General features: G+C 65.8%; 14 protein-coding genes. 2 read left to right on the top strand and 12 right to left on the bottom strand.

The features are described 5' to 3' along the window. Positions 1 to 3 precede the first annotated feature (3 nt). From argJ to AC3WS4_RS18760, 4 genes are all read right to left on the bottom strand, one after another. Positions 4 to 1,230 (bottom strand): bifunctional glutamate N-acetyltransferase/amino-acid acetyltransferase ArgJ, encoded by a 1,227-nt coding sequence (gene argJ / locus AC3WS4_RS18775; protein ID WP_492737328.1) that lies wholly within the window; start codon positions 1,228 to 1,230, stop codon positions 4 to 6. Positions 1,231 to 1,442: 212 nt separating this feature from the next. Further along, on the bottom strand, positions 1,443 to 2,879 hold the full coding sequence (locus AC3WS4_RS18770; protein ID WP_492737326.1) for an aldehyde dehydrogenase family protein: 1,437 nt from the start codon (positions 2,877 to 2,879) through the stop codon (positions 1,443 to 1,445). Positions 2,880 to 2,977: 98 nt separating this feature from the next. Continuing rightward, positions 2,978 to 4,288, bottom strand: coding sequence for a M20/M25/M40 family metallo-hydrolase (locus tag AC3WS4_RS18765; protein ID WP_492737324.1), 1,311 nt, complete (start codon positions 4,286 to 4,288; stop codon positions 2,978 to 2,980). A gap of 63 nt (positions 4,289 to 4,351) precedes the next feature. Next, a complete protein-coding gene (locus AC3WS4_RS18760) occupies positions 4,352 to 4,867 on the bottom strand; it encodes a hypothetical protein (protein ID WP_492737323.1) in 516 nt (171 codons plus the stop codon). A gap of 136 nt (positions 4,868 to 5,003) precedes the next feature. On the opposite strand from AC3WS4_RS18760, the gene AC3WS4_RS18755 reads away from it, so the two are divergent. Both AC3WS4_RS18755 and AC3WS4_RS18750 read left to right on the top strand, forming a co-directional pair. Continuing rightward, positions 5,004 to 5,213, top strand: a complete 210-nt coding sequence (locus AC3WS4_RS18755) for a helix-turn-helix transcriptional regulator (RefSeq protein WP_056345548.1) — start codon at positions 5,004 to 5,006, stop codon at positions 5,211 to 5,213. A gap of 5 nt (positions 5,214 to 5,218) precedes the next feature. Then, complete coding sequence (locus tag AC3WS4_RS18750; protein WP_492737321.1) at positions 5,219 to 5,875, top strand: hypothetical protein; 657 nt, start codon at positions 5,219 to 5,221, stop codon at positions 5,873 to 5,875. A gap of 11 nt (positions 5,876 to 5,886) precedes the next feature. Here AC3WS4_RS18750 and AC3WS4_RS18745 read toward each other — a convergent pair whose 3' ends face one another. From AC3WS4_RS18745 to clpA, 8 genes are all read right to left on the bottom strand, one after another. After that, positions 5,887 to 8,676, bottom strand: a complete 2,790-nt coding sequence (locus tag AC3WS4_RS18745; protein ID WP_492737319.1) for a DUF3857 domain-containing protein — start codon at positions 8,674 to 8,676, stop codon at positions 5,887 to 5,889. Between the two features lie 142 nt (positions 8,677 to 8,818). Further along, a complete protein-coding gene (locus tag AC3WS4_RS18740; RefSeq protein ID WP_187140989.1) occupies positions 8,819 to 9,247 on the bottom strand; it encodes a hypothetical protein in 429 nt (142 codons plus the stop codon). Positions 9,248 to 9,662: 415 nt separating this feature from the next. Beyond that, positions 9,663 to 11,075 (bottom strand): type I glutamate--ammonia ligase, encoded by a 1,413-nt coding sequence (glnA, locus tag AC3WS4_RS18735; RefSeq protein WP_187140990.1) that lies wholly within the window; start codon positions 11,073 to 11,075, stop codon positions 9,663 to 9,665. Positions 11,076 to 11,147: 72 nt separating this feature from the next. After that, positions 11,148 to 11,486: a P-II family nitrogen regulator gene (locus tag AC3WS4_RS18730; RefSeq protein ID WP_037518110.1), complete on the bottom strand. Its 339-nt coding sequence runs from the start codon at positions 11,484 to 11,486 to the stop codon at positions 11,148 to 11,150. A gap of 228 nt (positions 11,487 to 11,714) precedes the next feature. Continuing rightward, complete coding sequence (locus tag AC3WS4_RS18725; RefSeq protein WP_492737316.1) at positions 11,715 to 13,901, bottom strand: PQQ-dependent dehydrogenase, methanol/ethanol family; 2,187 nt, start codon at positions 13,899 to 13,901, stop codon at positions 11,715 to 11,717. A gap of 216 nt (positions 13,902 to 14,117) precedes the next feature. Continuing rightward, a complete protein-coding gene (gene map, locus AC3WS4_RS18720; RefSeq protein WP_492737314.1) occupies positions 14,118 to 14,960 on the bottom strand; it encodes a type I methionyl aminopeptidase in 843 nt (280 codons plus the stop codon). A gap of 51 nt (positions 14,961 to 15,011) precedes the next feature. After that, positions 15,012 to 16,079: a hypothetical protein gene (locus AC3WS4_RS18715; RefSeq protein ID WP_492737311.1), complete on the bottom strand. Its 1,068-nt coding sequence runs from the start codon at positions 16,077 to 16,079 to the stop codon at positions 15,012 to 15,014. A gap of 225 nt (positions 16,080 to 16,304) precedes the next feature. Beyond that, positions 16,305 to 18,650 carry an ATP-dependent Clp protease ATP-binding subunit ClpA gene (gene clpA, locus AC3WS4_RS18710; protein WP_492737308.1) on the bottom strand — a complete coding sequence of 782 codons (2,346 nt, stop codon included), beginning with the start codon at positions 18,648 to 18,650 and terminating at the stop codon, positions 16,305 to 16,307. Between the last annotated feature and the right edge of the window lie 51 nt (positions 18,651 to 18,701).

Genomic DNA, 18,701 nt, shown 5'->3' with positions numbered 1-18,701 from the left:
GCCTCAGCTCCGGTAATCAGCGTTGATGCTGATGTAGCCGTGCGTCAGGTCGCAGGTCCACACCGTGGCGCGGCCGTCGCCGAGGCCGAGGTCGGCGCCGATGCGCACTTCCAGCCCCTTCAGATGCGCCGCGACGGGCGCCTCGTCATAGCCGTCGACAGGCAGGCCCTGCTTCGCGACCCAATGGTCGCCGAAGCGGATCGCGAGGCGGTCGCGGTCGGCGGGTTCACCCGCCTTGCCCACTGCCATGACGACGCGGCCCCAGTTCGCGTCCTCGCCCGCGATCGCGGTCTTGACCAAAGGCGAATTGGCGATGGCGAGCGCAACGCGCTTCGCGCTGTGGTCGTCGGCCGCGCCGCTGACCTCGATCTCGATGAATTTCGATGCGCCCTCGCCGTCGCGCACGACCTGGTGCGCGAGGTCGAGTGAAACCTGTCGGATCGCCGCGTAGAGCGCGTCGGCGCCGGTGTCGTCCCACGATTCGAGCGGGGCGTTGCCCGCCTGGCCGGTGGCGAAGAGCAGCACGGTGTCGCTGGTCGAGGTGTCGCTGTCGACGGTGATGCTGTTGAAGCTGGGGCTGGTCGCCTCGCTCAGCATCGCCTGCAGCAGCGACGGCGCGACCGCGGCGTCGGTGAAGATGTAACCGAGCATCGTCGCCATGTCGGGGGCGATCATCCCCGATCCCTTGACGATGCCCGCGACCTGTACGGTGCGCTCGCCGATCACCGCGCTCGCGGCCGATCCCTTGGCGAAGGTGTCGGTGGTGCCGATGGTCTCGGCGGCGGCTTCCCACGAACAGGGTTCGGCGGTGAGCGCGGCCGCGACCCCGGTGCGCGCCTTGTCCTTGGGGAGCGGGACGCCGATGACGCCGGTCGAGCTGACGAAGACGTCGGTCGGTGCGCAGCCGAGATGGTCGGCGACCTGGCCCATGATCTGTTCAACCGCCTCGCGCCCGCGATAGCCGGTGAAGGCGTTGCTGTTGCCGGCGTTGACGATAAGGGCGCGGGCCGAACCATCCTTGACCTGTTCGCGGCCGAGTTCGACTTCGGACGAGCAGCAGACATTGCGCGTGAAGACGCCCGCGACGGTCGTGCCCGGCGTGAGTTCGACATAAGTGAGGTCGCAGCGGTCCCAATTCTTGTACTGCGCGCGCGCGACGCGAAGGGTGACGCCGGCGATGTCGGGGAGCGCGGGAAAGGCGGCGGGGGCGAGCGGGGAGCGGGTGGTCATGATGGGGGTGCGTGTAGCTTTCCGGGAGGCAAAGAAAAACCCCTCCCTGACAGGGAGGGGTCTTCAATCCTCCCTGTCGCGAAGCGATGGGGAGGTGGCAGTCGCGTAGCGGCTGACGGAGGGGCCTTGGCGCAGGCGTCGCTGGCCCCTCCACCACCGCTTCGCGGCGGTCCCCCCTCCCCACGGCTTCGCCGCAGGGAGGATTTTTCGACTTACGCCGGAATGCCGCTGATCGCCTTGATTTCCATGAAATCCTTGAGGCCGAACAGCCCGCCTTCGCGGCCGTTGCCGGAAGCCTTGTAACCGCCGAACGGCGCGCCCGGCGCGGGCCCCCAATTGTTCACCGCGACCATGCCGGCGCGCAGCTTCGGTGCGACGTCGGCGGCTTTGGCCGGGTCGCCCGAGATCACCGCCGACAGGCCATATTCGGTGTCGTTGGCGACCGCGATCGCTTCGTCGAGCGTGTCATAGGCCATGACGGTGGCGACGGGGCCGAACACTTCCTCGTTGGCGATGCGCATGTTCGGGGTGACGCCCGAGAAGACAGTGGGCTTGATATAATAGCCGCGGTTGACGTTGGCGGGCAGGCCGGTGCCACCGGTTTCGAGCGTCGCGCCCTCGTCGATCGCCGACTGGATCAGGCCCTGGATCTTGTCGAATTGCGCCTTGTTGACGACGGGGCCGATGTGACCGCCTTCGGTCATCGGATCGCCGACCGAGGTGCCGTCGAACATCGCCTTGATGACCCCGATCGCTTCGGCCTCGCGCTCCTTCTGGACGAGGATGCGAGTCGGGGCGATGCAGCTCTGGCCGGTGTTGATCAGCACGCCCTGCACCGTCGGGGGCAGCACGGCGGCGAGGTCGGCGTCGGGCAGGACGAGGTTCGGCGACTTGCCGCCGAGTTCCTGATGGACGCGCTTGACGGTGTCGGCGGCTGCCTTCGCCACGAGGATGCCGGCGCGGGTCGAGCCGGTGAAGCTGACCATTTCGATGCCGGGGTGCGACGAGATCGCATTGCCCACGGTCGGGCCGTCACCCTGCACCAGGTTGAACACGCCCGGCGGCACGCCCGCGGCGTCGAGGATTTCGGCGAAGATGGTGGCATTGCCCGGGCATTCTTCCGAGGGCTTGAGCACCATGCAGTTGCCGCCGGCGAGCGCCGGGGCGACCTTGAGCGCGATCTGGTTGAGCGGCCAGTTCCACGGGGTGATCATGCCGACGACGCCCATCGGTTCATAGACGACGGTGTTGGCGCCATGCTGTTCCTTGAACTGGAAGTCCTTGAGCGCCGCGATGGTGCCGAGGAAACCGCCGAGCCCGGCGGGCGCCTGCGCGGCGGCGGCGAAGCTGACCGGGGCGCCCATTTCGGCGGCCATCGACTTGGCGAGGTCGGGGATGCGCTTCTTATATTCCTCGACGATGCGGCCGAGCAGCTCGAGCCGTTCCTCGCGGCTGGTCTGCGAGAAGCTGACGAAGGCCTTTTTCGCGGCTTCGACCGCGGCGTCGACGTCGGCGGCGGTGCCGAGCACGATCGTCGTCGTGGCTTCCTCGGTCGAAGGGCTGATGACCTGATGTTCCTTGCCGCCCTGGCTGTCGACCCACTGGCCGCCGATGTAATTTTGTTTCAGGTGCGTTTCGAAGTTGCTCATTTTCTCTCTCCCATCGGCGGTTCCGGATACGTATCGGATTGCTACCTAATGACGGCGGCGAATGAATCAAGCGCGGTCTGGCGCTAAATTTGGCGCGGTCAGCGCTTTTCGGCGGCGAGGCGCGACATCAGGATCGCGGCGCGGGTCGCCTGCCGCTCGATGCTCGGCAGGTCGACGGCCTCGCCCGGCGCATGGTCGCCGGTCGAATAGGGGCCGAGGCCCGCGAGCCCGTCGACATCGGCGGCGACGAAGCTGATGTCGCCGGCGCCGCGCTTCAGCGGATCGAGCGCCGCCATTTCGGCAAGTCCGAGATCGCGGTTCACGGTGTTGAGCTTGGTCAGCAGTACGCGGTTGCCTTCGGTCGGCGCCATCGGCGGATAGCCGCCGGGGTCGAAGGCGAGCTTGGCGTCGGTCAGCGGCGCATGTTCGGCGACGATCGCCGCCATCTTTGCTTTCACGCGCGCCGCCTGTTCGCCCGACAGCGTGCGTAGGTCGCCGCGCGCGATAGCGATTGGCGGAATGATGTTGGTCTTGCCGCTGGCGGTGGCGCGGATGCCGCCCGCGTCGAGGGTCGCGTCCTGCCCGCCCGCGATCAAGCCGACGTTGAAGGTCAGATTGGGTTCGGGCAGCTCCGCGCGGAAGCGTGCGATGATCCGGGCGAGTTCATAGATGGCGCCGTCGCCCGCCCCGGCGCTGAAAATGCCCGAGCTGTGCGCCGACTTGCCGGTAGCGGTGACGGTCCAGCTTTCCGAAGAGCGCCGCGCGACCGATCCCATGTCGGCACCATTGTCGCGCGCCAGCCCCTCGAAATCGAGCGCGACGTCGCTGCGCTTGCCCGCCTCGATCAGGTCGGCGCGCGCCTTCTCGATCGGATCGCCGGCGTCTTCCTCGTCGCCGGTCATATGGATTTCGATATTCGCGTCCTTCAGCGTCCCCGCCGCCTTCATCGCGCGCAGCGCCGCGACGATGACGACCATGCCGCCCTTGTCGTCGCCCGCGCCGGGCCCCTCTCCCTTGTCGCCCTTGCGGGTGAAGGTTTGGAACGGCGAATCGGGTTCGAACACGGTATCGAGATGCGCGATGAGCAGCAGGCGCTTATTGCCTTCCTTGCCCTTGTGGACCGCGATCAGATGGCCGGCGCGCTTGGTCTCCGGCGTCGGTTTCCAGGTGACGGTGAAACCCAGCGGCTCGAGTTCGGCGCGCATCATGACGCCGACTTTCTCGACGCCTTCGAGGTTCAGCGAGCCGCTGTTCTGGTTGACGAGCATTTCGAGCAACGCGATCGAGCGTTCCTGCTCGGCGGTGACCGTCTTCGCCATGGCCGCTTCGGCCTTCGACAATTTCGCCTGTGCCGCAGGGGCGAGCACGAGCGACGCGGCGAGGAAGGCGGCAAGCGGCAAGGATTTCATGAAGGAGGCTCCTGAGGGGGGAGCCGCATAGTGGCGTGCGATGTCCCGCGCCGCAAGTCCGCGTCAGGCGGGTTCCTTGACCTCGTCGAAATCCTTGAGCTTTTTCAGCGCCTCATAGGCGATCGCGTGCAGCTTTGCGGTGTTGACCGCGAGGCCCTCGGTATCATGGCCCTTCAGCTCGTCGACGTGGAAGACGACCCGCGTCTTGTCGGGCGCCAGTTCCTCAAGGGTGAATTTGAGGCCGGTGGTCACTGCACCGTCGTCGATGCTGTAGAGGATGTGCATTTCGCGTGGGATTTCCATCGCGACCGCATATTTGATCTTATAGGCGTCGGGGCGCTGTTTGGGGACGACCGCCGACCATTCGGGATCGCCCTTTTCGACCACCAGCTCGTAGAGCTTGGTCGAACCGCCATTGGTGACCAGCGGCAGCCCGGTGTCGGTGCCGTCGCCGAACATCTTCTTGAACACTTCTTCGCGCGGCGCCGCGACGACTCGTGTCTGGTTGACCAGCTCGAGCGCCTTGCCGCAGCCCGCGAGCAGCAGCATCGCCGCGATCACCGTGATTTTCCGCATCATGGCCTGTGCCCCCTGTTCGCCCTGCGCCCGATGTAGCAGCGGCGGGTTAGGAAAGCGTAAGCGTGGCCTGTAAAGAGTGTTTGACAGGCTGGTGTTGATCGCTGTAAAGAGCTCTTGACAGGCGAGAGGATGGTCGTTGGAAAATCGGGTGCGCGATCATCGCGAAGCGGCGGGGTGGAGCCAGGGCGAGCTGGCACGCCGGCTGCAGGTTTCGCGGCAGACGATCAACGCGGTCGAGACCGACAAATATGACCCCAGCCTGCCGCTCGCGCTGCGCATGGCGACCCTGTTCGGGGTCGAGGTGCGGGTGTTGTTTATCGATCACTGGACGCCGGAGAAGGAATGATGACGATGGCCCTGGCAAAGGATGGACACGGCAAGTGGCGCAAGACGGCCATGAGCACGGCGATGGGCGCGCTGGTCGGCGCGGCGGCGATGTCGGGCGTGCTGGCGCTGGCGGGCACCGACCTGCTCGACGCGATGGGGCCGTCGCGAATCGCGCTCGCCGGGGTCGGGCTCGTCTATTTGCTGATGGCGGCGATGGTGGGGTTCGGCGTCGCGGCGCCGCGCGCCGGGGCCAAAGTGCTCAATGTCGCCGATGCCGACGAGCTGCACGACGATCGCACCAACCTGCTCTTTTCGACCATCGTCATGGCGCTGCTCGGCGCGACGCTGGTGCTGCTCGCGGTCGCCCGCGGCCCCGATTTCGCGGCCGGCCTCGTCCCCGCCGGCGTCGCCTTCGCGGTGCTGGCGCTGATGCTGGCGGGCGGCGCGCTGGTCAGCTGGCTGTGGCGCGACCGGTTCGACGAACTCGGCCGTCAACTCGGGCTCGAGGGTGCATCCTGGGCCTTTTATCTGAGCTGGATCGTCCTGTCGCTGTGGGGCGCCGCTGATTTCCTGGGTCTCGGCGTGCGGCTGACGTCGGTCGACGTGGTGACCATACCCGCCGCCGCGCTGTTGCTCGGATCGTTCGTCGCGATCGGGCGGCGGGGGATGATGGTCCGCTGAGGCGCGCTCCGTCAGGGCTTGATCCCATAGCCCGCATATTCGGCGTCGATCCGCACATGCTGTAGCCGGGCCAGCGCCAGATCCGCCTGCGCGCCTTCGCGGTCGTTGTCCCGCAACCGGACAATCGCGCGCATGAACAGCGAGGCGGGCAGGTCGGGGCTGATCTTGAGCGCGGCATCGAGGTCGGCGCGCGCCTCCTCCATCCGCCCGAGGCGATAGAAGACCATCGCGCGGCTATCGAGCACCGATGCCGGCGTGTCGGTGAGTTCGATCGCACGTGTGCAATCCTTGAGCGCGGTGTCGAGCTGGATCGACCGCGTGCCCTTGAGCCAGCACATCTGGTTGAGCAGGCTCGAATCGCCGGGCCGGTCGGCGAGCGCGGCGGTGAGCAGCGATATCCCCTCCTCGGCGCGGCCGGCCTTGCCGAGCAGGTCGGCCTTGGTCGTCGTCCAGCCGCGTTTGTCCTTGGCGAGCGACATCTGATCATCGGCGAGCGCGATGGCTTCGTCGAAGCGCTCCATCTCCCCCAAAGTCGCCACCTTCCACCCCAGCGCGTCTTCGGACGCCGGGTCGAGTGCCAGCGCCTCGTCGACGTCGACGAGCGCCTTTTCGAATTCGCCGAGCTGGAAATGAACGCTCGAGCGGCTGAGATAGGCACTCGCGTCGCCCTCGCGCCGGATCGCCTCGTCAAGGTCGGCCAGCGCGGCGCGCGGTTCGAAAATGTCGATGTTGAAGGTGGCGCGATTCAGATAGCCGGCGACCGCGTCGGGATCGTCGTCGATCGCCTTTTGATAGGCGGCGAGCAGCGGCCCGAGGCGCTTGTCCTTCTTGGCGGCGGCGATTTCCTCGGCGGGCGAAGGGAAGCCTGCGGGGGCGCGGAGGATGAATTCGCGCTGCTTGGCGGCGGCGACCTGCGCGCGTGCGGCGGGCAACTGGTTCGCCGCGATCTCGGCACCGCTGTTCCAGATCGTCTCGGTCTGATCGAGCCGGTTGCCGGCCAGCTTCGCCTCGCGCCGCATGCCGATGCCGGCGATCGTCAGGTCGGCGGCGGTATCGCCTTCGATCGTATAGCCGGGGCGCGGCGGCAGCTTTAGCGTGAGTTTCTGCACGATGAGGCTCGGCGCGGCCCCGGCGAGCGGGATGTCGCGCCATGCGGCGCGGGTGCGGTCGGCCTTGATCTCGAAATCGGCGACCAGCCCGTCGAGATTGACATAGGCGCGCGGCTCGTCGCGGGACCATGGCTGGCTGCCGATACCCGACGCTCGGATGGTCGCGATCCCCCGCGCCTCGTCGAATTCGATCGACCGGGTATGGATGGTGCCGCCCTCGATGAAGCTGCCGAGCGCCCGGCGGGTAAGGCTGCGCAGTTGTTCCGGCGTCGTCTGATCCTTCATGCCGCCGATCCGCGCCGCGAGTTCGCCGCGCATCGTGAAGGAGAGGTCGAAAAGCGGCGGAAAGGCGAGGCCCGCCGACTGGTCATAGGTCAGGCTCAACGAAAAATCGGGCCGCGCCGGTTTCCGCACAGGCAAGGGCAGCAGGTCGTGCCCCGCCGCCGCGACCGGCAGGACGTAGCCGAAGGGCGGCACGTCGGCGAGGTCGTCGATATGGACGCCAGCGGTCGTGCCGTCGAGCCAATAGTCGGTGCCGTCGATCCGCGCCTGGACGACGACATGGTCGAAGGCGCCGAGCGCGGGCAGGCGGGTGGGTAGGAGGTTGCCGAGCTGCGAACTGACGAACGCGGGCTGCGCGTCGATGCCGAGCCGGTCGAGAACTGCGAGCAGCAGCAGCGTCTTGGCCTTGCAGTCGCCGTAGCGCAGCGTCCAGGTCTGCTCGGGCGTCTGTGGCACATAATTGCCGTTGGCGAGGCCGTTGTAGAGATAGCGGATTTCGTTCTGGACGAAAGCGAGCGCGGCGGCGGTCCGCGCCTTCGGGTCGCGGTTCGCCCGGGCGATCTTGTCGATCTCGGCGGCGAGCGTGCCGCCCTCCTTGATCGTGCCCTTTGTCGCATAGAGCGGCGCGGTGGTGCGCGACAGGTCGTTCCACGTGGCGAAGGTCGAAAATTCCAGGCCCGGCGACCGTTTGAAGCGCAGCGGCGCATCTTCGGGCATCTCGTCCTGCTTGATCACCGGCTGCGCCTGGGTGAGGCTATGATAGCCGCCCTGGTCCTGTTCGACCGGGGCGATGCCCTTGCCGAACGCCTTCCATTTGATCGGCAGGCCCTGCGGCCACAGTACGCGCACCGACCCTTGCGCGATCGACGCCGGCTTCGCCTCGACGTCGACCATCGCCTCGCTGTTGCCGGCCAGCACGTCGCTGCGCTCGACGATCGTCGCCGAGAAACGGACGATGTCGCCGACGCGCAGATCCTCGATCGCCGCGGTGCCGGTCAGCAGCCCGTCGATCGTCTTCTGCTCGAAATCCTTTTCGCGGCGCAGCACGGTGAGCTTGAGGCCCTGCGCGAGCAGGTCGATCGTCGCGCCGCCACGCACGATCTGGAGCCTGTGGACGATCAGGTCGTCGCGGTCGGGGTGCCAGACGAACTGCAGGTCATTCCAGTTGCGCAGCGCGTCGGCCGACTGGATGCGAAAGGCATGGTCGCTGAAGGTCGAGCGCTTGTCGGCCTCGATCAATATCTGCTGGTCGCTGAGCAGCCAGGGCGTCGCGGCATCGCCCGCGGGCAACGGTCCGCCGTTTTGCACCACCCATTCGGCGGGCGCCGAATAGAGCGGCGCGTCCGCCGCGAAAGCGGGCGCGGCGAGCGCCAGACAGGTCCCAGCAAGAAAAACGGCAATCGAACGCACGAACAATACTCCCCCTGATCGCGTTCATCTAGCTTGGATCATGGCGGTTACCAATGTCTTTGCAATGACGGGCGGCGGGAAAAGAAACGGCGGGATGAACTCTGCGCCTCCTTAAGGTCACAAAGGCCCCCGGTCGGCGGCTTCATTCTGTGCCCTTTGTGCCCTTAACGGGTGCGGCGGGTTCGCGCAGCGCGGCGTGGACGAGCGCCATGTCGGGGCCGCCGGTCACATCGACGGCGCCGCCGCGAAGGATGCGTACCGTGGTGATGCCGTTCAGCGCGCGGTCCATCGCATAGTCGAACATCCGCCCGCGCCCGAGATCGAGCGCCTGGTCCCAGGCGTGCGCGAAGCCGTCGGCACCGTCGCGATCACGCAATTTATAGGCCGAACGGCGGCTCATCCCGACGGCTTTCGCGGCGGCGCCGATGGACCCCATCGCCTCGAGCGCGCGGATGAAGCGTTCCTGCGTCAGCGGGGTCCAGCCATCGGCGCGGCGCCGTTGCTGCGGCACGGGGGCGAAGGCGAGGATAGTGCCCTCGAGAATGGTGGTTGGGCGAGTCGGGTCGGTCATCTGCCAGTTTGAAGCATGGCGGGGTAAATTAGGAAAGGGGGTAGGGCGGGTTGCGTGACGAAATAGGATTTCGGGGAGCGGGCGGCCGCGGGCCAGCCTCTTCGTGCCTTTGCGCCTTTAGGTGAACCAAATAAGGTCGGGGCTGTCGGCTTGGCCCTTTTGGAACGGTAGCGAGCGATCGATTGCTGCCTCATCTCTCACATTGTCATTCCCGCGAAAGCGGGAAGCCAGGGATGGGCCAGCTAACGGACGCTCTGGGTCCCCGCTTTCGCGGGGATGACAAAGTAAGAAAGCTGCAATGTCCGCTTCCCACCCCAACGCCGACATTCTCCGTTGCGCCGCTCGCACCACGAACAATAAGGGCGCCCGGTCCCCCCGAACCGGGCGCCCCCCTTGGCAACGCTGATCGCGTGGATCAGGCGCTGTAGTACATGTCGAACTCGACCGGGCTCGGGGTCTGTTCGACGCGATAGACCTCGTCCCACTTCAGTTCGACATAGGCTTCGATCTGGTCCTTGGTGAAGACGTCGCCCTTGAGCAGGAAGTCATGGTCGGCGAGCAGCGCGTCGAGCGCTTCGCGCAAGCTTCCGCAGACGGTCGGGACTTCGGCCAGTTCCTCGGGCGGCAGGTCGTAGAGATTCTTGTCCATCGGGTCGCCCGGGTGGATCTTGTTCTGGATGCCGTCGAGGCCCGCCATCAGCAGCGCCGAATAGCAGAGATAGGGGTTGGCCATCGCGTCGGGGAAGCGGAATTCGACGCGCTTCGACTTGGCGCCCGCACCATAGGGGATGCGGCACGAGGCCGAACGGTTGCGGCTCGAATAAGCGAGCAGCACCGGGGCTTCGAAGCCGGGGACGAGGCGTTTGTAGCTGTTCGTCGTCGGGTTGGTGAAGGCGTTCAAGGCCTTGGCGTGCTTGACGACGCCGCCGATGAAATAGAGGCACATGTCGCTGAGGCCCGCATAGCCGTTGCCGGCGAAGAGCGGCTTGCCCTTTTCCCAGATCGAGATGTGGGTGTGCATGCCGCTGCCATTGTCGTCCTTGATCGGCTTGGGCATGAAGGTTGCGGTCTTGCCATAGGCATGGGCGACCTGGTGGACGACATATTTGTAAATCTGCATGCGGTCGGCGGTTTCGGTCAGCGTGCCGAAGGTCAGGCCGAGTTCGTGCTGCGCCGCGGCGACCTCATGGTGATGCTTGTCGCACGGCAGGCCGAGTTCGAGCATGGTCGAGACCATCTCGGCGCGGATGTCGACGGCGCTGTCGACCGGCGCGACGGGGAAATAGCCGCCCTTGGCGCGCGGACGGTGGCCGAGGTTGCCGCCTTCATAGCTGCGGCCGGTGTTGGTCGGCAGTTCGATGTCGTCGATCTCGAAGCCCGACTTGTTGTAGCCGGTTTCGAAACGGACGTCGTCGAACATGAAGAATTCGGCTTCGGGGCCGACATAGACGGTGTCGCCGATGCCGGTCGAGGCGACATAGGCCTCGGCGCGCTTCGCGGTGGTGCGCGGGTCGCGGGCATAGCCTTCGCCGGTCGACGGCTCGACGATGTCGCAGAAGATCACGAGCATCGGGGTCGCCGAAAAGGGATCGTCATAGACCGCGTCGAGGTCGGGCATCAGGATCATGTCGGATTCGTTGATCGCCTTCCAGCCTTCGATCGACGAGCCGTCGAACATCAGCCCGTCTTCGAGTTCGTCCTCGCCGAGGACCGAGGCGACCATGGTGAGGTGCTGCCACTTGCCCTTGGGGTCGGTGAAGCGCAGGTCGACCCACTCGATGTCGTTTTCCTTGATCCGCGCGATGATATCCTTGGGCTTCGTAGCCATCGTCTATGCTTCCTTCTTGCGAAATGGTCCGGCGTGCCGGGGGTTTTCGGGTTTTCGAAAAGTGCGGAGAATTTAGAGCGCGTCCTCGTTGCGTTCGCCGGTCCGGATCCGCAGCGCGGTCTCGACCGGGATGACGAAGATTTTGCCATCGCCGATGCGGCCGGTCTGCGCGGCGGCGGCGATCGCCTCCACCACGCGTTCGGCCATCGAATCCTCGACGATGACCTCGAGCTTCACCTTGGGCAGAAAGTCGACGACATATTCGGCGCCGCGATACAGCTCGGTGTGACCCTTCTGCCGACCGAAGCCCTTGGCCTCGGTGACGGTGATGCCGCTGACACCGACTTCGTGCAGCGCTTCCTTCACTTCGTCGAGCTTGAACGGCTTGATGATCGCCTCAATCTTCTTCACGCTTCTCGTCCCCCTTTGGGCTGGCCGCCGCCCCTTGCGCATCGAGCCGGATCAGGTCGGCCTGTCCGGTTCGCCGTCGAGTCGGTGCGGTGTCCCGCCATCTTGCACCAATCAAAAGCCGTGCCAATTGGCGAATCGCAGGGTTTCAGCAAGAATTTTGAAAGCATATTGCGCCGCTGCCCAAGGGGTGGGCAGCGGCGCAATCTTGCTGCCTAAAAAAGCGGCAGATCAGCGTCCCATCGGCGCCGCGGTGTCGGCGAGGTTGGCCTTGGTCCAGATCGAGCGGTCGACGACATAGGCGCGGATCGCCTCGGCATCGGCGGGCGTGAGCACCTTGGCGAAGCTGACCATGCCGTTGTCCTTGAGCGCCCCGTCGATGATCACGCCCTTCCACGCATCGGCATTGCCCAGCAGGCCCGAGACGCGCAGGTCGGGGGTGAAGCCGTTGCCGATCGCGCTGTCGCCATGGCAGACCATGCAATAGCGCCCGAAATGCGCCTTGCCCGCCGCGACCTGCGCCGCGGTGCCGAACTGCGCCGGCGGGTTCCAGGCGAGCGCCGCCGCCGCGGGCAGGGCGGGGAGCTTTGCGGTGCCGCCGATCTTCATGACGACGAGGCGCGGGATGTTCGGCACCTTGCGCGTGACGCCGCCGGCAACCCCGGCGACGAGCGGGAAGGCGCCGCCCTTGCTGGTCATGAACGCCACATATTGGACGCCGCCGACGCGGAAGGTCGAAGGCGCGCTGACGATCCCCGACTGCATGTCGAGGTCGAGCAACTGCTTGCCGGTGTCGGCGGTGTAGGCGCGGAAGCGGCCGGTGCTGGTGCCCTGGAAGACGAGGTTGCCCGCGGTGGTCATCGTGCCGCCGTTCCACGCCGCCGGATAATCGACCGCCCAGGCGACCTTGCCGGTGCGCGGGTCGAAGGCGACGAGGCGGCCGGTGGTCGCGGCGATTGCGGCGCGGAAGGCGGCCTTGTCGTCGGGCAGCATCGTCTTGTTGAGCGAGGTGCCGACGTTGAAGCCGAGCACCTTGCGCTTGTCGAGCTCGTCCATGTCCTGGAGATAGCCCTGCGGAATCTGCTGCGCCGGGATGTAGACGAGACCCGTCGCCGGGTTGTAGCTCATCGGGTGCCAGTTGTGCGCGCCGAGCGCCCCGGGGATCGCGATGAAGGGCTTGCCGGTCTTGTAGAAGCGCGCCTCGGGATTCTCGATCGGGCGGCCCGTCGCCATGTCGTAGCCGGTCGCCCAGTTGATCCCGTCGACGAAAGGCTTCGCATCGATCAGCTTGCCGCTGGTGCGGTCGATGGTGAAGAAAAAGCCGTTCTTCGGCGCATGGTACAGCACCTTGGTCGGTTTGCCGCCCACCGCCTGCTCGGCGAGGATGATCGGCTGGGTCGCGGTATAGTCCCAGGTTTCGGCCGGGGTTTCCTGATAATGCCATTTATATTTGCCGGTCGAGGCGTCGAGCGCGACGACCGAGGAGAGGAACCAGTTGTCGCCTTCGCCGTTCGAGCGCTCGCCGTGGTTCCATGGATTGCCGTTGCCGACGCCGAGGTAGATCTGGTCGAGATCCTTGTCGTAGACGATCGCGTCCCACACGGTGCCGCCGCCGCCCGACACCTTCCACTCGCCCTTGTCGGGCCAGGTCGCGTTGGCCTTGCTCGCGAAAATGTCGTCGCTGACCGCGCCGTCCGCCTTCTTCTCGGGGTTCGGTGCGGTGTAGAAGCGCCAGCGTTCCTTGCCGGTGTCGGCGTCATAAGCGGTGACATAGCCGCGCACCCCGAATTCGGCGCCGCCGTTGCCGATCAGTACCATGTCCTTCACGACGCGAGGGGCGCCGGTGATGGTGTAAGGCTTTGACGTGTCGAAGGTCTGCGTCGACCATAATTCCTTGCCGGTCTTGCGGTCGAGCGCGATCAGGCGGCCGTCGAGCGCGCCGACGAACAGCTTGTCGCCCCAGACCGCGACGCCGCGATTGACGACGTCGCAGCAGGCCGAAACCGCGCGTTCGCCGGGAACCTTGGGGTCGAATTTCCACAGCAATTTTCCGGTCGCGGCGTCCCAGGCGCTCACCTTCGACCAGGCGTGGGTCACATACATCACGCCATCGACGACGACCGGCGTGGCTTCCTGCCCGCGCGCATCGTCGAGGTCGGCGGTCCAGGCGACGCCGAGCTGGCCGACATTCTTGTCGTTGATGTCGGTGAGCGGGCTGAAGCGCTGTTCGTCGTAGCTGAAGCCGATGGCGCCCCAGTCGTCGCCATTGCCGCCGGTTTTGAGCAGGGTCTCGCTGGCCTGTTCCGCCGCGTCGAGCGATCCGCCGCCGCTTGCGCTCTCATTCTTCGATGCGTTGCATGCCGCCAGTGCCAGCAGCGCGCTGCCCAGCAGCGCGACCGAAAAGACCCGTTTCGCCATCCCATGCTCTCCCGTTCGACGCCTATGCTTGACGTTAACGTCAAGACTGCGCCCGAAGGGCGTAGCGTGCAAGCGGGAAAATGGGGGGCGGAGGGGGTGGGCGGCCTCTTGTCGTCACCCCGGGCTTGATCCGGGGTCCACGAAGGCCGGAGCGACGCTGGAAGTCATGGATCGCGGATCAAGTCCGGGATGACGAAATACAGATCGCCGGGCTGTTCAGCTTTGCCAGGGCGGGGCGTTCAGGCCCGTCGGGCTGGCGGTGAAAATCTCGCACCCCGTCTCGGTAATCCCGATGCTGTGCTCGAACTGTGCCGACAGCGAGCGGTCGCGGGTCACCGCGGTCCAGCCGTCGGCGAGCATCTTCACCGCATATTTGCCGGTGTTGATCATCGGTTCGATGGTGAAGAACATGCCGGGGCGCAGTTCGGGGCCGGTGCCGGGGCGGCCGGCGTGGACGACTTCGGGCGCGTCGTGGAACATCTGTCCCAGCCCATGGCCGCAGAAATCGCGGACGACCGAATAGCGATGCTTTTCGGCGTGGGTCTGGATCGCGTGCGCGACGTCGCCCATGCGGTTGCCGGGCTTCGCCTGCTCGATGCCGAGCATCAGGCATTCATAGGTGACCTCGACCAGCCGCTTCGCCTTGATCGGGACATCGCCGACCAGATACATGCGGCTGGTGTCGCCGTGCCAGCCGTCGATGATGCTGGTGACGTCGATGTTGACGATGTCGCCGTCGCGCACCGGCTTGTCGTCGGGGATGCCGTGGCAGACAACATGGTTGATGCTGGTGCAGCAGCTGTGGGTGAAGCCGCGGTATCCGAGCGTCGCCGGAATACCGCCACCGTCGAGCATCATCGTGCGAACGAGGTCGTCGATCGCACCGGTGGTCACCCCGGGCTGGACGAAGGGGACGAGCGCGTCGAGGATTTCGGCCGACAGCCGCCCCGCCTTGCGCATCCCGTCGAAGCCCGCCGCATCGTGCAGCTTGATCGTGCCGTCGCGCACGGGGGTGGTCGCGCCGGGCTCGCGGGTGGTCACGGAGACATAGTCGTACATGGGAGCGATATAGGCGATGCGGCGCCGAAATGCGAGAGCCGCCTCCCCGCGTCAAGACGCCCGGCTGAACAGCCCGAACAGTCCGCCGCGCGGTGCTTCCGGAATTGCGATCGCGTCGGGGTCGTCGCCGATCTTTTCGGCGCGCTGGCGCTGCCAGGCATAGAGCAGCATCTCATATTCATGGTCCGACAGTTCGTGCGACGGGCGGCCGTCGCCGAGGCCGGTCATGCTGTGGAACATCGCGTCCTGCGCGATGCTGAGATCGATGAACGCCTGCTGCTTGTCGGCGCGGAGCTGGCGGCGCGTGATCACGTTGCGGCGGTCGCGCCATTCGGCGATTTTCATTTCGGTTTCGGCTTGGAAGCGCGCCCGGTTCGCCTCGTCGCGCGCGTCGAGGATCGAGGCGATCTTGTCGTCGCCGGCGTGCGCGGTTTCGCACCAATAGCCGGCCTCATACCAGGGATCGACGTCGTGCGCGCCGCCGAGCAGCACCATCGGGCGGGGCAGGCCCTCGTTCGTCGCGTCGCGGACGAGCGCCTGATGGAAACGCAGGGTGATGAAATAGCGGCCGAGGCGATCGGCGACGACATCGACCGGCGCGGGTTCGCCGAAGGGGATGCGGCCGGGGGCATTGGCCGAGATCGCGCGATAGATGCGGCCGAGCCCGACGACGGTCAGGCTGTTGACGATGTCGCGAAACTCGCCCTGCCAGGGCGTGCTGGTGTCGGCGGCGGCGGCGTTGATGTCGGTAAGGTCGCCGTCGCCGAACGGGAAGGCCTCATCGTCGTAGAAATTGACTTCGAGCGGCCAGGCGTCGTCGTCGGGTTCGCAGTGCGCCGACAGGTCGACACCGATCGCGGTGACGGGGCCGGCGGCGGCGTGGCGTTCCTCGTCGCGCAGCACATCGGCGGCGAGTTCGTCCCAGCCGGTGACCCGCACCGCCGACAGCGGCCGCGCGAGGCAGAGCGAGGTGATCGGATGGACATGCGCGAGCAGCTCTTCGGTCAGGAAGGCGTCGAGCTCGTCGAAATTGCCGCTGCGCATCACGCTGTCGAACCAGCGGTCGAATTCGCGGAGCATATTCGCTTCGCCCAGCCATTGCTGCAATTGTGTCGTCATCGTCTGCCCCGGTCCCCCATTGTCAGGAGCGGCGGGCATAGCAGCAGGGGGTTGCGATCCGTTTAACGCGAACCAAGCATCAAGCGCCTCCCCTGCAGGGGAGGGGTTGGGGTGGAGGCCAGCGGCCTTGTGCAAGGTCGATGGCCCCCACTCACTGCTACTACGGCCCGGCTACGCCGGTCCAAGTCTCGCTGCCCTCCCCTGAGGGGAGGGCGTTTTCGGTCGCTATTCGGCTTCCTTCTTCGCCTTGTCGGCTTTAGGCTTGGCTTTCGCCTTGCTCGCCTTGGGGGGCGCCGAGACGATTTCGAAGGTCAGCGGGTTGCCGACCTTGGCATCGTCGCCGGTCTTCATCTTCACCTTGACCTCGCCGCCATGGACGAGCTTGCCGAACAATAGCTCCTCGGCGAGCGGCTGCTTGATCTTTTCCTGGATCAGGCGGCCCATCGGACGCGCGCCGTACAGCTTGTCATAGCCCTTGCCGGTCAGCCATTCGCGCGCCGCTTCGTCGAGCTGGATATGGACGTTGCGGTCGGCGAGCTGCATTTCGAGCTGGAGGATGAACTTGTCGACGACGCGCGCGACCACTTCGGGCGGCAGATAGCCGAACGGCACGATCGCATCGAGGCGGTTGCGGAATTCGGGAGTGAAGAGATTCTTCACCGCTTCCTCCTGGACATCCTCGCGGGTGAAGGCGCCGAAGCCGATGCCTTCGCGCGCCATGTCGCTGGCGCCCGCATTGGTCGTCATGATCAGGATGACGTTGCGGAAGTCGACGGTCTTCCCGTGGTGATCGGTCAGCCGGCCATGATCCATCACCTGCAACAATATGTTGAACAGGTCGGGATGCGCCTTTTCGATCTCGTCGAGCAGCAGCACGCAATGCGGGTTCTGGTCGATCGCATCGGTGAGCAGCCCGCCCTGATCATAACCGACATAGCCCGGGGGCGCACCGATCAGGCGCGACACACTGTGGCGCTCCATATATTCGGACATGTCGAAACGCTGGAGCGGGATGCCCATGATCGATGCGAGCTGCTTGGCGACCTCGGTCTTGCCGACGCCGGTGGGGCCGCTGAACAGATAGTTGCCGATCGGCTTTTCGGGATCGCGCAGGCCCGCGCGGCTCAGCTTGATCGCCGACGACAGCACCTCGATCGCGGTGTTCTGACCGAAGACGACGCGCTTCAGGTCGGTTTCGAGATTGGCGAGCGTCGCCTTGTCGTCGCTCGACACCGATTTGGGCGGGATGCGCGCCATCGTCGCGATGACCTGCTCGATCTCCTTCGCCGTAATCGTCTTTTTGCGCTTCGACGGAGCGACGAGCATCTGCATCGCGCCGACCTCGTCGATCACGTCGATCGCCTTGTCGGGCAATTTGCGGTCGTTGATGTAGCGCGCCGACAGGTCGACCGCGGCGTTGATCGCATCTTGCGTATAACGCACCTGGTGATGCGCCTCGAACGCGCTGCGCAGCCCGGCGAGGATCTTCTTGGTATCCTCGAGGCTCGGCTCGATCACGTCGATCTTCTGGAAGCGGCGCAGCAGCGCGCGATCCTTTTCGAAGTGATTGCGGAACTCCTTGTAGGTCGTCGAGCCGATGCAGCGGATCACGCCGCCCGAGAGGGCAGGCTTCAAGAGGTTCGACGCATCCATCGCGCCACCCGAAGTGGCACCTGCACCGATCACCGTGTGGATCTCGTCGATGAACAGGATCGCGTGCGGCAGCCCTTCGAGTTCGGTCACGACCTGTTTCAGCCGTTCCTCGAAATCGCCGCGGTAGCGCGTGCCCGCGAGCAAGGCGCCCATGTCGAGCGAATAGATGACCGCGGGCAGCAGCACCTCGGGCACGTCGCCTTCGATGATCTTGCGCGCGAGACCTTCGGCGATCGCGGTCTTGCCGACGCCGGGATCACCCACATAAAGCGGGTTGTTCTTCGACCGGCGGCAAAGGATCTGGATCGTGCGATCGACCTCGGCGGTGCGGCCGATCAGCGGATCGACCTTGCCGACCTTGGCCTTTTCGTTGAGGTTGACGGTGAACTGGTCGAGCGCGGTCTCTTTTTTGTTCTTCGCGTCTGCCTTGTCCTTCGTTTCTTCCTTTTCCTCGGGCTCGGCCTGCGGCGAGGGCTTGCCGCCCTTGCCGACGCCGTGGCTGAGGTAGGAGACCGCGTCGAGGCGCGTCAAATCCTGCTGCTGCAGGAAATAGACGGCATAGCTTTCGCGTTCGGAGAAGAGCGCGACGAGGACGTTGGCGCCGGTCACCTCATCCTTGCCCGACGACTGGACGTGCAGGATCGCGCGCTGGACGACGCGCTGGAATCCGCTCGTCGGCGACGGGTCGCTGTGTCCTTCGACCTTCAGGCTGTCGAGTTCGGTGTCGAGATAATGGACGACCGCCGATTGCAGGTCGTCGAGCGCGACGCCGCAGGCGCGCATCACTTCGGCGGCATGATCGTCGTCGATCAGCGCGTAGAGCAGATGCTCGAGCGTCGCATATTCGTGATGGCGCTCGGAAGCCGCCTTCAGCGCATTGTGCAGGGTCTTTTCGAGGCTCTCCGAAAAGGACGGCATAGGCTTATCTCCTTGGGGACAAGCCGGGGAGAGGCCCGCCCGATAGACACA

This window comes from Sphingopyxis sp. EU05-FHT14B03, assembly GCF_058790875.1.
This window is presented reverse-complemented; position numbering and strand designations above follow the sequence as displayed.

Bases quoted from the DNA above. Each gene is read 5' to 3' on its own strand.
- AC3WS4_RS18750 (WP_492737321.1), top strand. From the start codon at position 5,219: ATGGCCCTGGCAAAGGATGGACACGGCAAGTGGCGCAAGACGGCCATG.
- AC3WS4_RS18760 (WP_492737323.1), bottom strand. From the start codon at position 4,867: ATGATGCGGAAAATCACGGTGATCGCGGCGATGCTGCTGCTCGCGGGC.
- glnA (WP_187140990.1), bottom strand. From the start codon at position 11,075: ATGGCTACGAAGCCCAAGGATATCATCGCGCGGATCAAGGAAAACGAC.
- AC3WS4_RS18715 (WP_492737311.1), bottom strand. From the start codon at position 16,079: ATGACGACACAATTGCAGCAATGGCTGGGCGAAGCGAATATGCTCCGC.
- argJ (WP_492737328.1), bottom strand. From the start codon at position 1,230: ATGACCACCCGCTCCCCGCTCGCCCCCGCCGCCTTTCCCGCGCTCCCC.
- AC3WS4_RS18765 (WP_492737324.1), bottom strand. From the start codon at position 4,288: ATGAAATCCTTGCCGCTTGCCGCCTTCCTCGCCGCGTCGCTCGTGCTC.
- clpA (WP_492737308.1), bottom strand. From the start codon at position 18,650: ATGCCGTCCTTTTCGGAGAGCCTCGAAAAGACCCTGCACAATGCGCTG.
- AC3WS4_RS18740 (WP_187140989.1), bottom strand. From the start codon at position 9,247: ATGACCGACCCGACTCGCCCAACCACCATTCTCGAGGGCACTATCCTC.
- AC3WS4_RS18770 (WP_492737326.1), bottom strand. From the start codon at position 2,879: ATGAGCAACTTCGAAACGCACCTGAAACAAAATTACATCGGCGGCCAG.
- AC3WS4_RS18725 (WP_492737316.1), bottom strand. From the start codon at position 13,901: ATGGCGAAACGGGTCTTTTCGGTCGCGCTGCTGGGCAGCGCGCTGCTG.
- map (WP_492737314.1), bottom strand. From the start codon at position 14,960: ATGTACGACTATGTCTCCGTGACCACCCGCGAGCCCGGCGCGACCACC.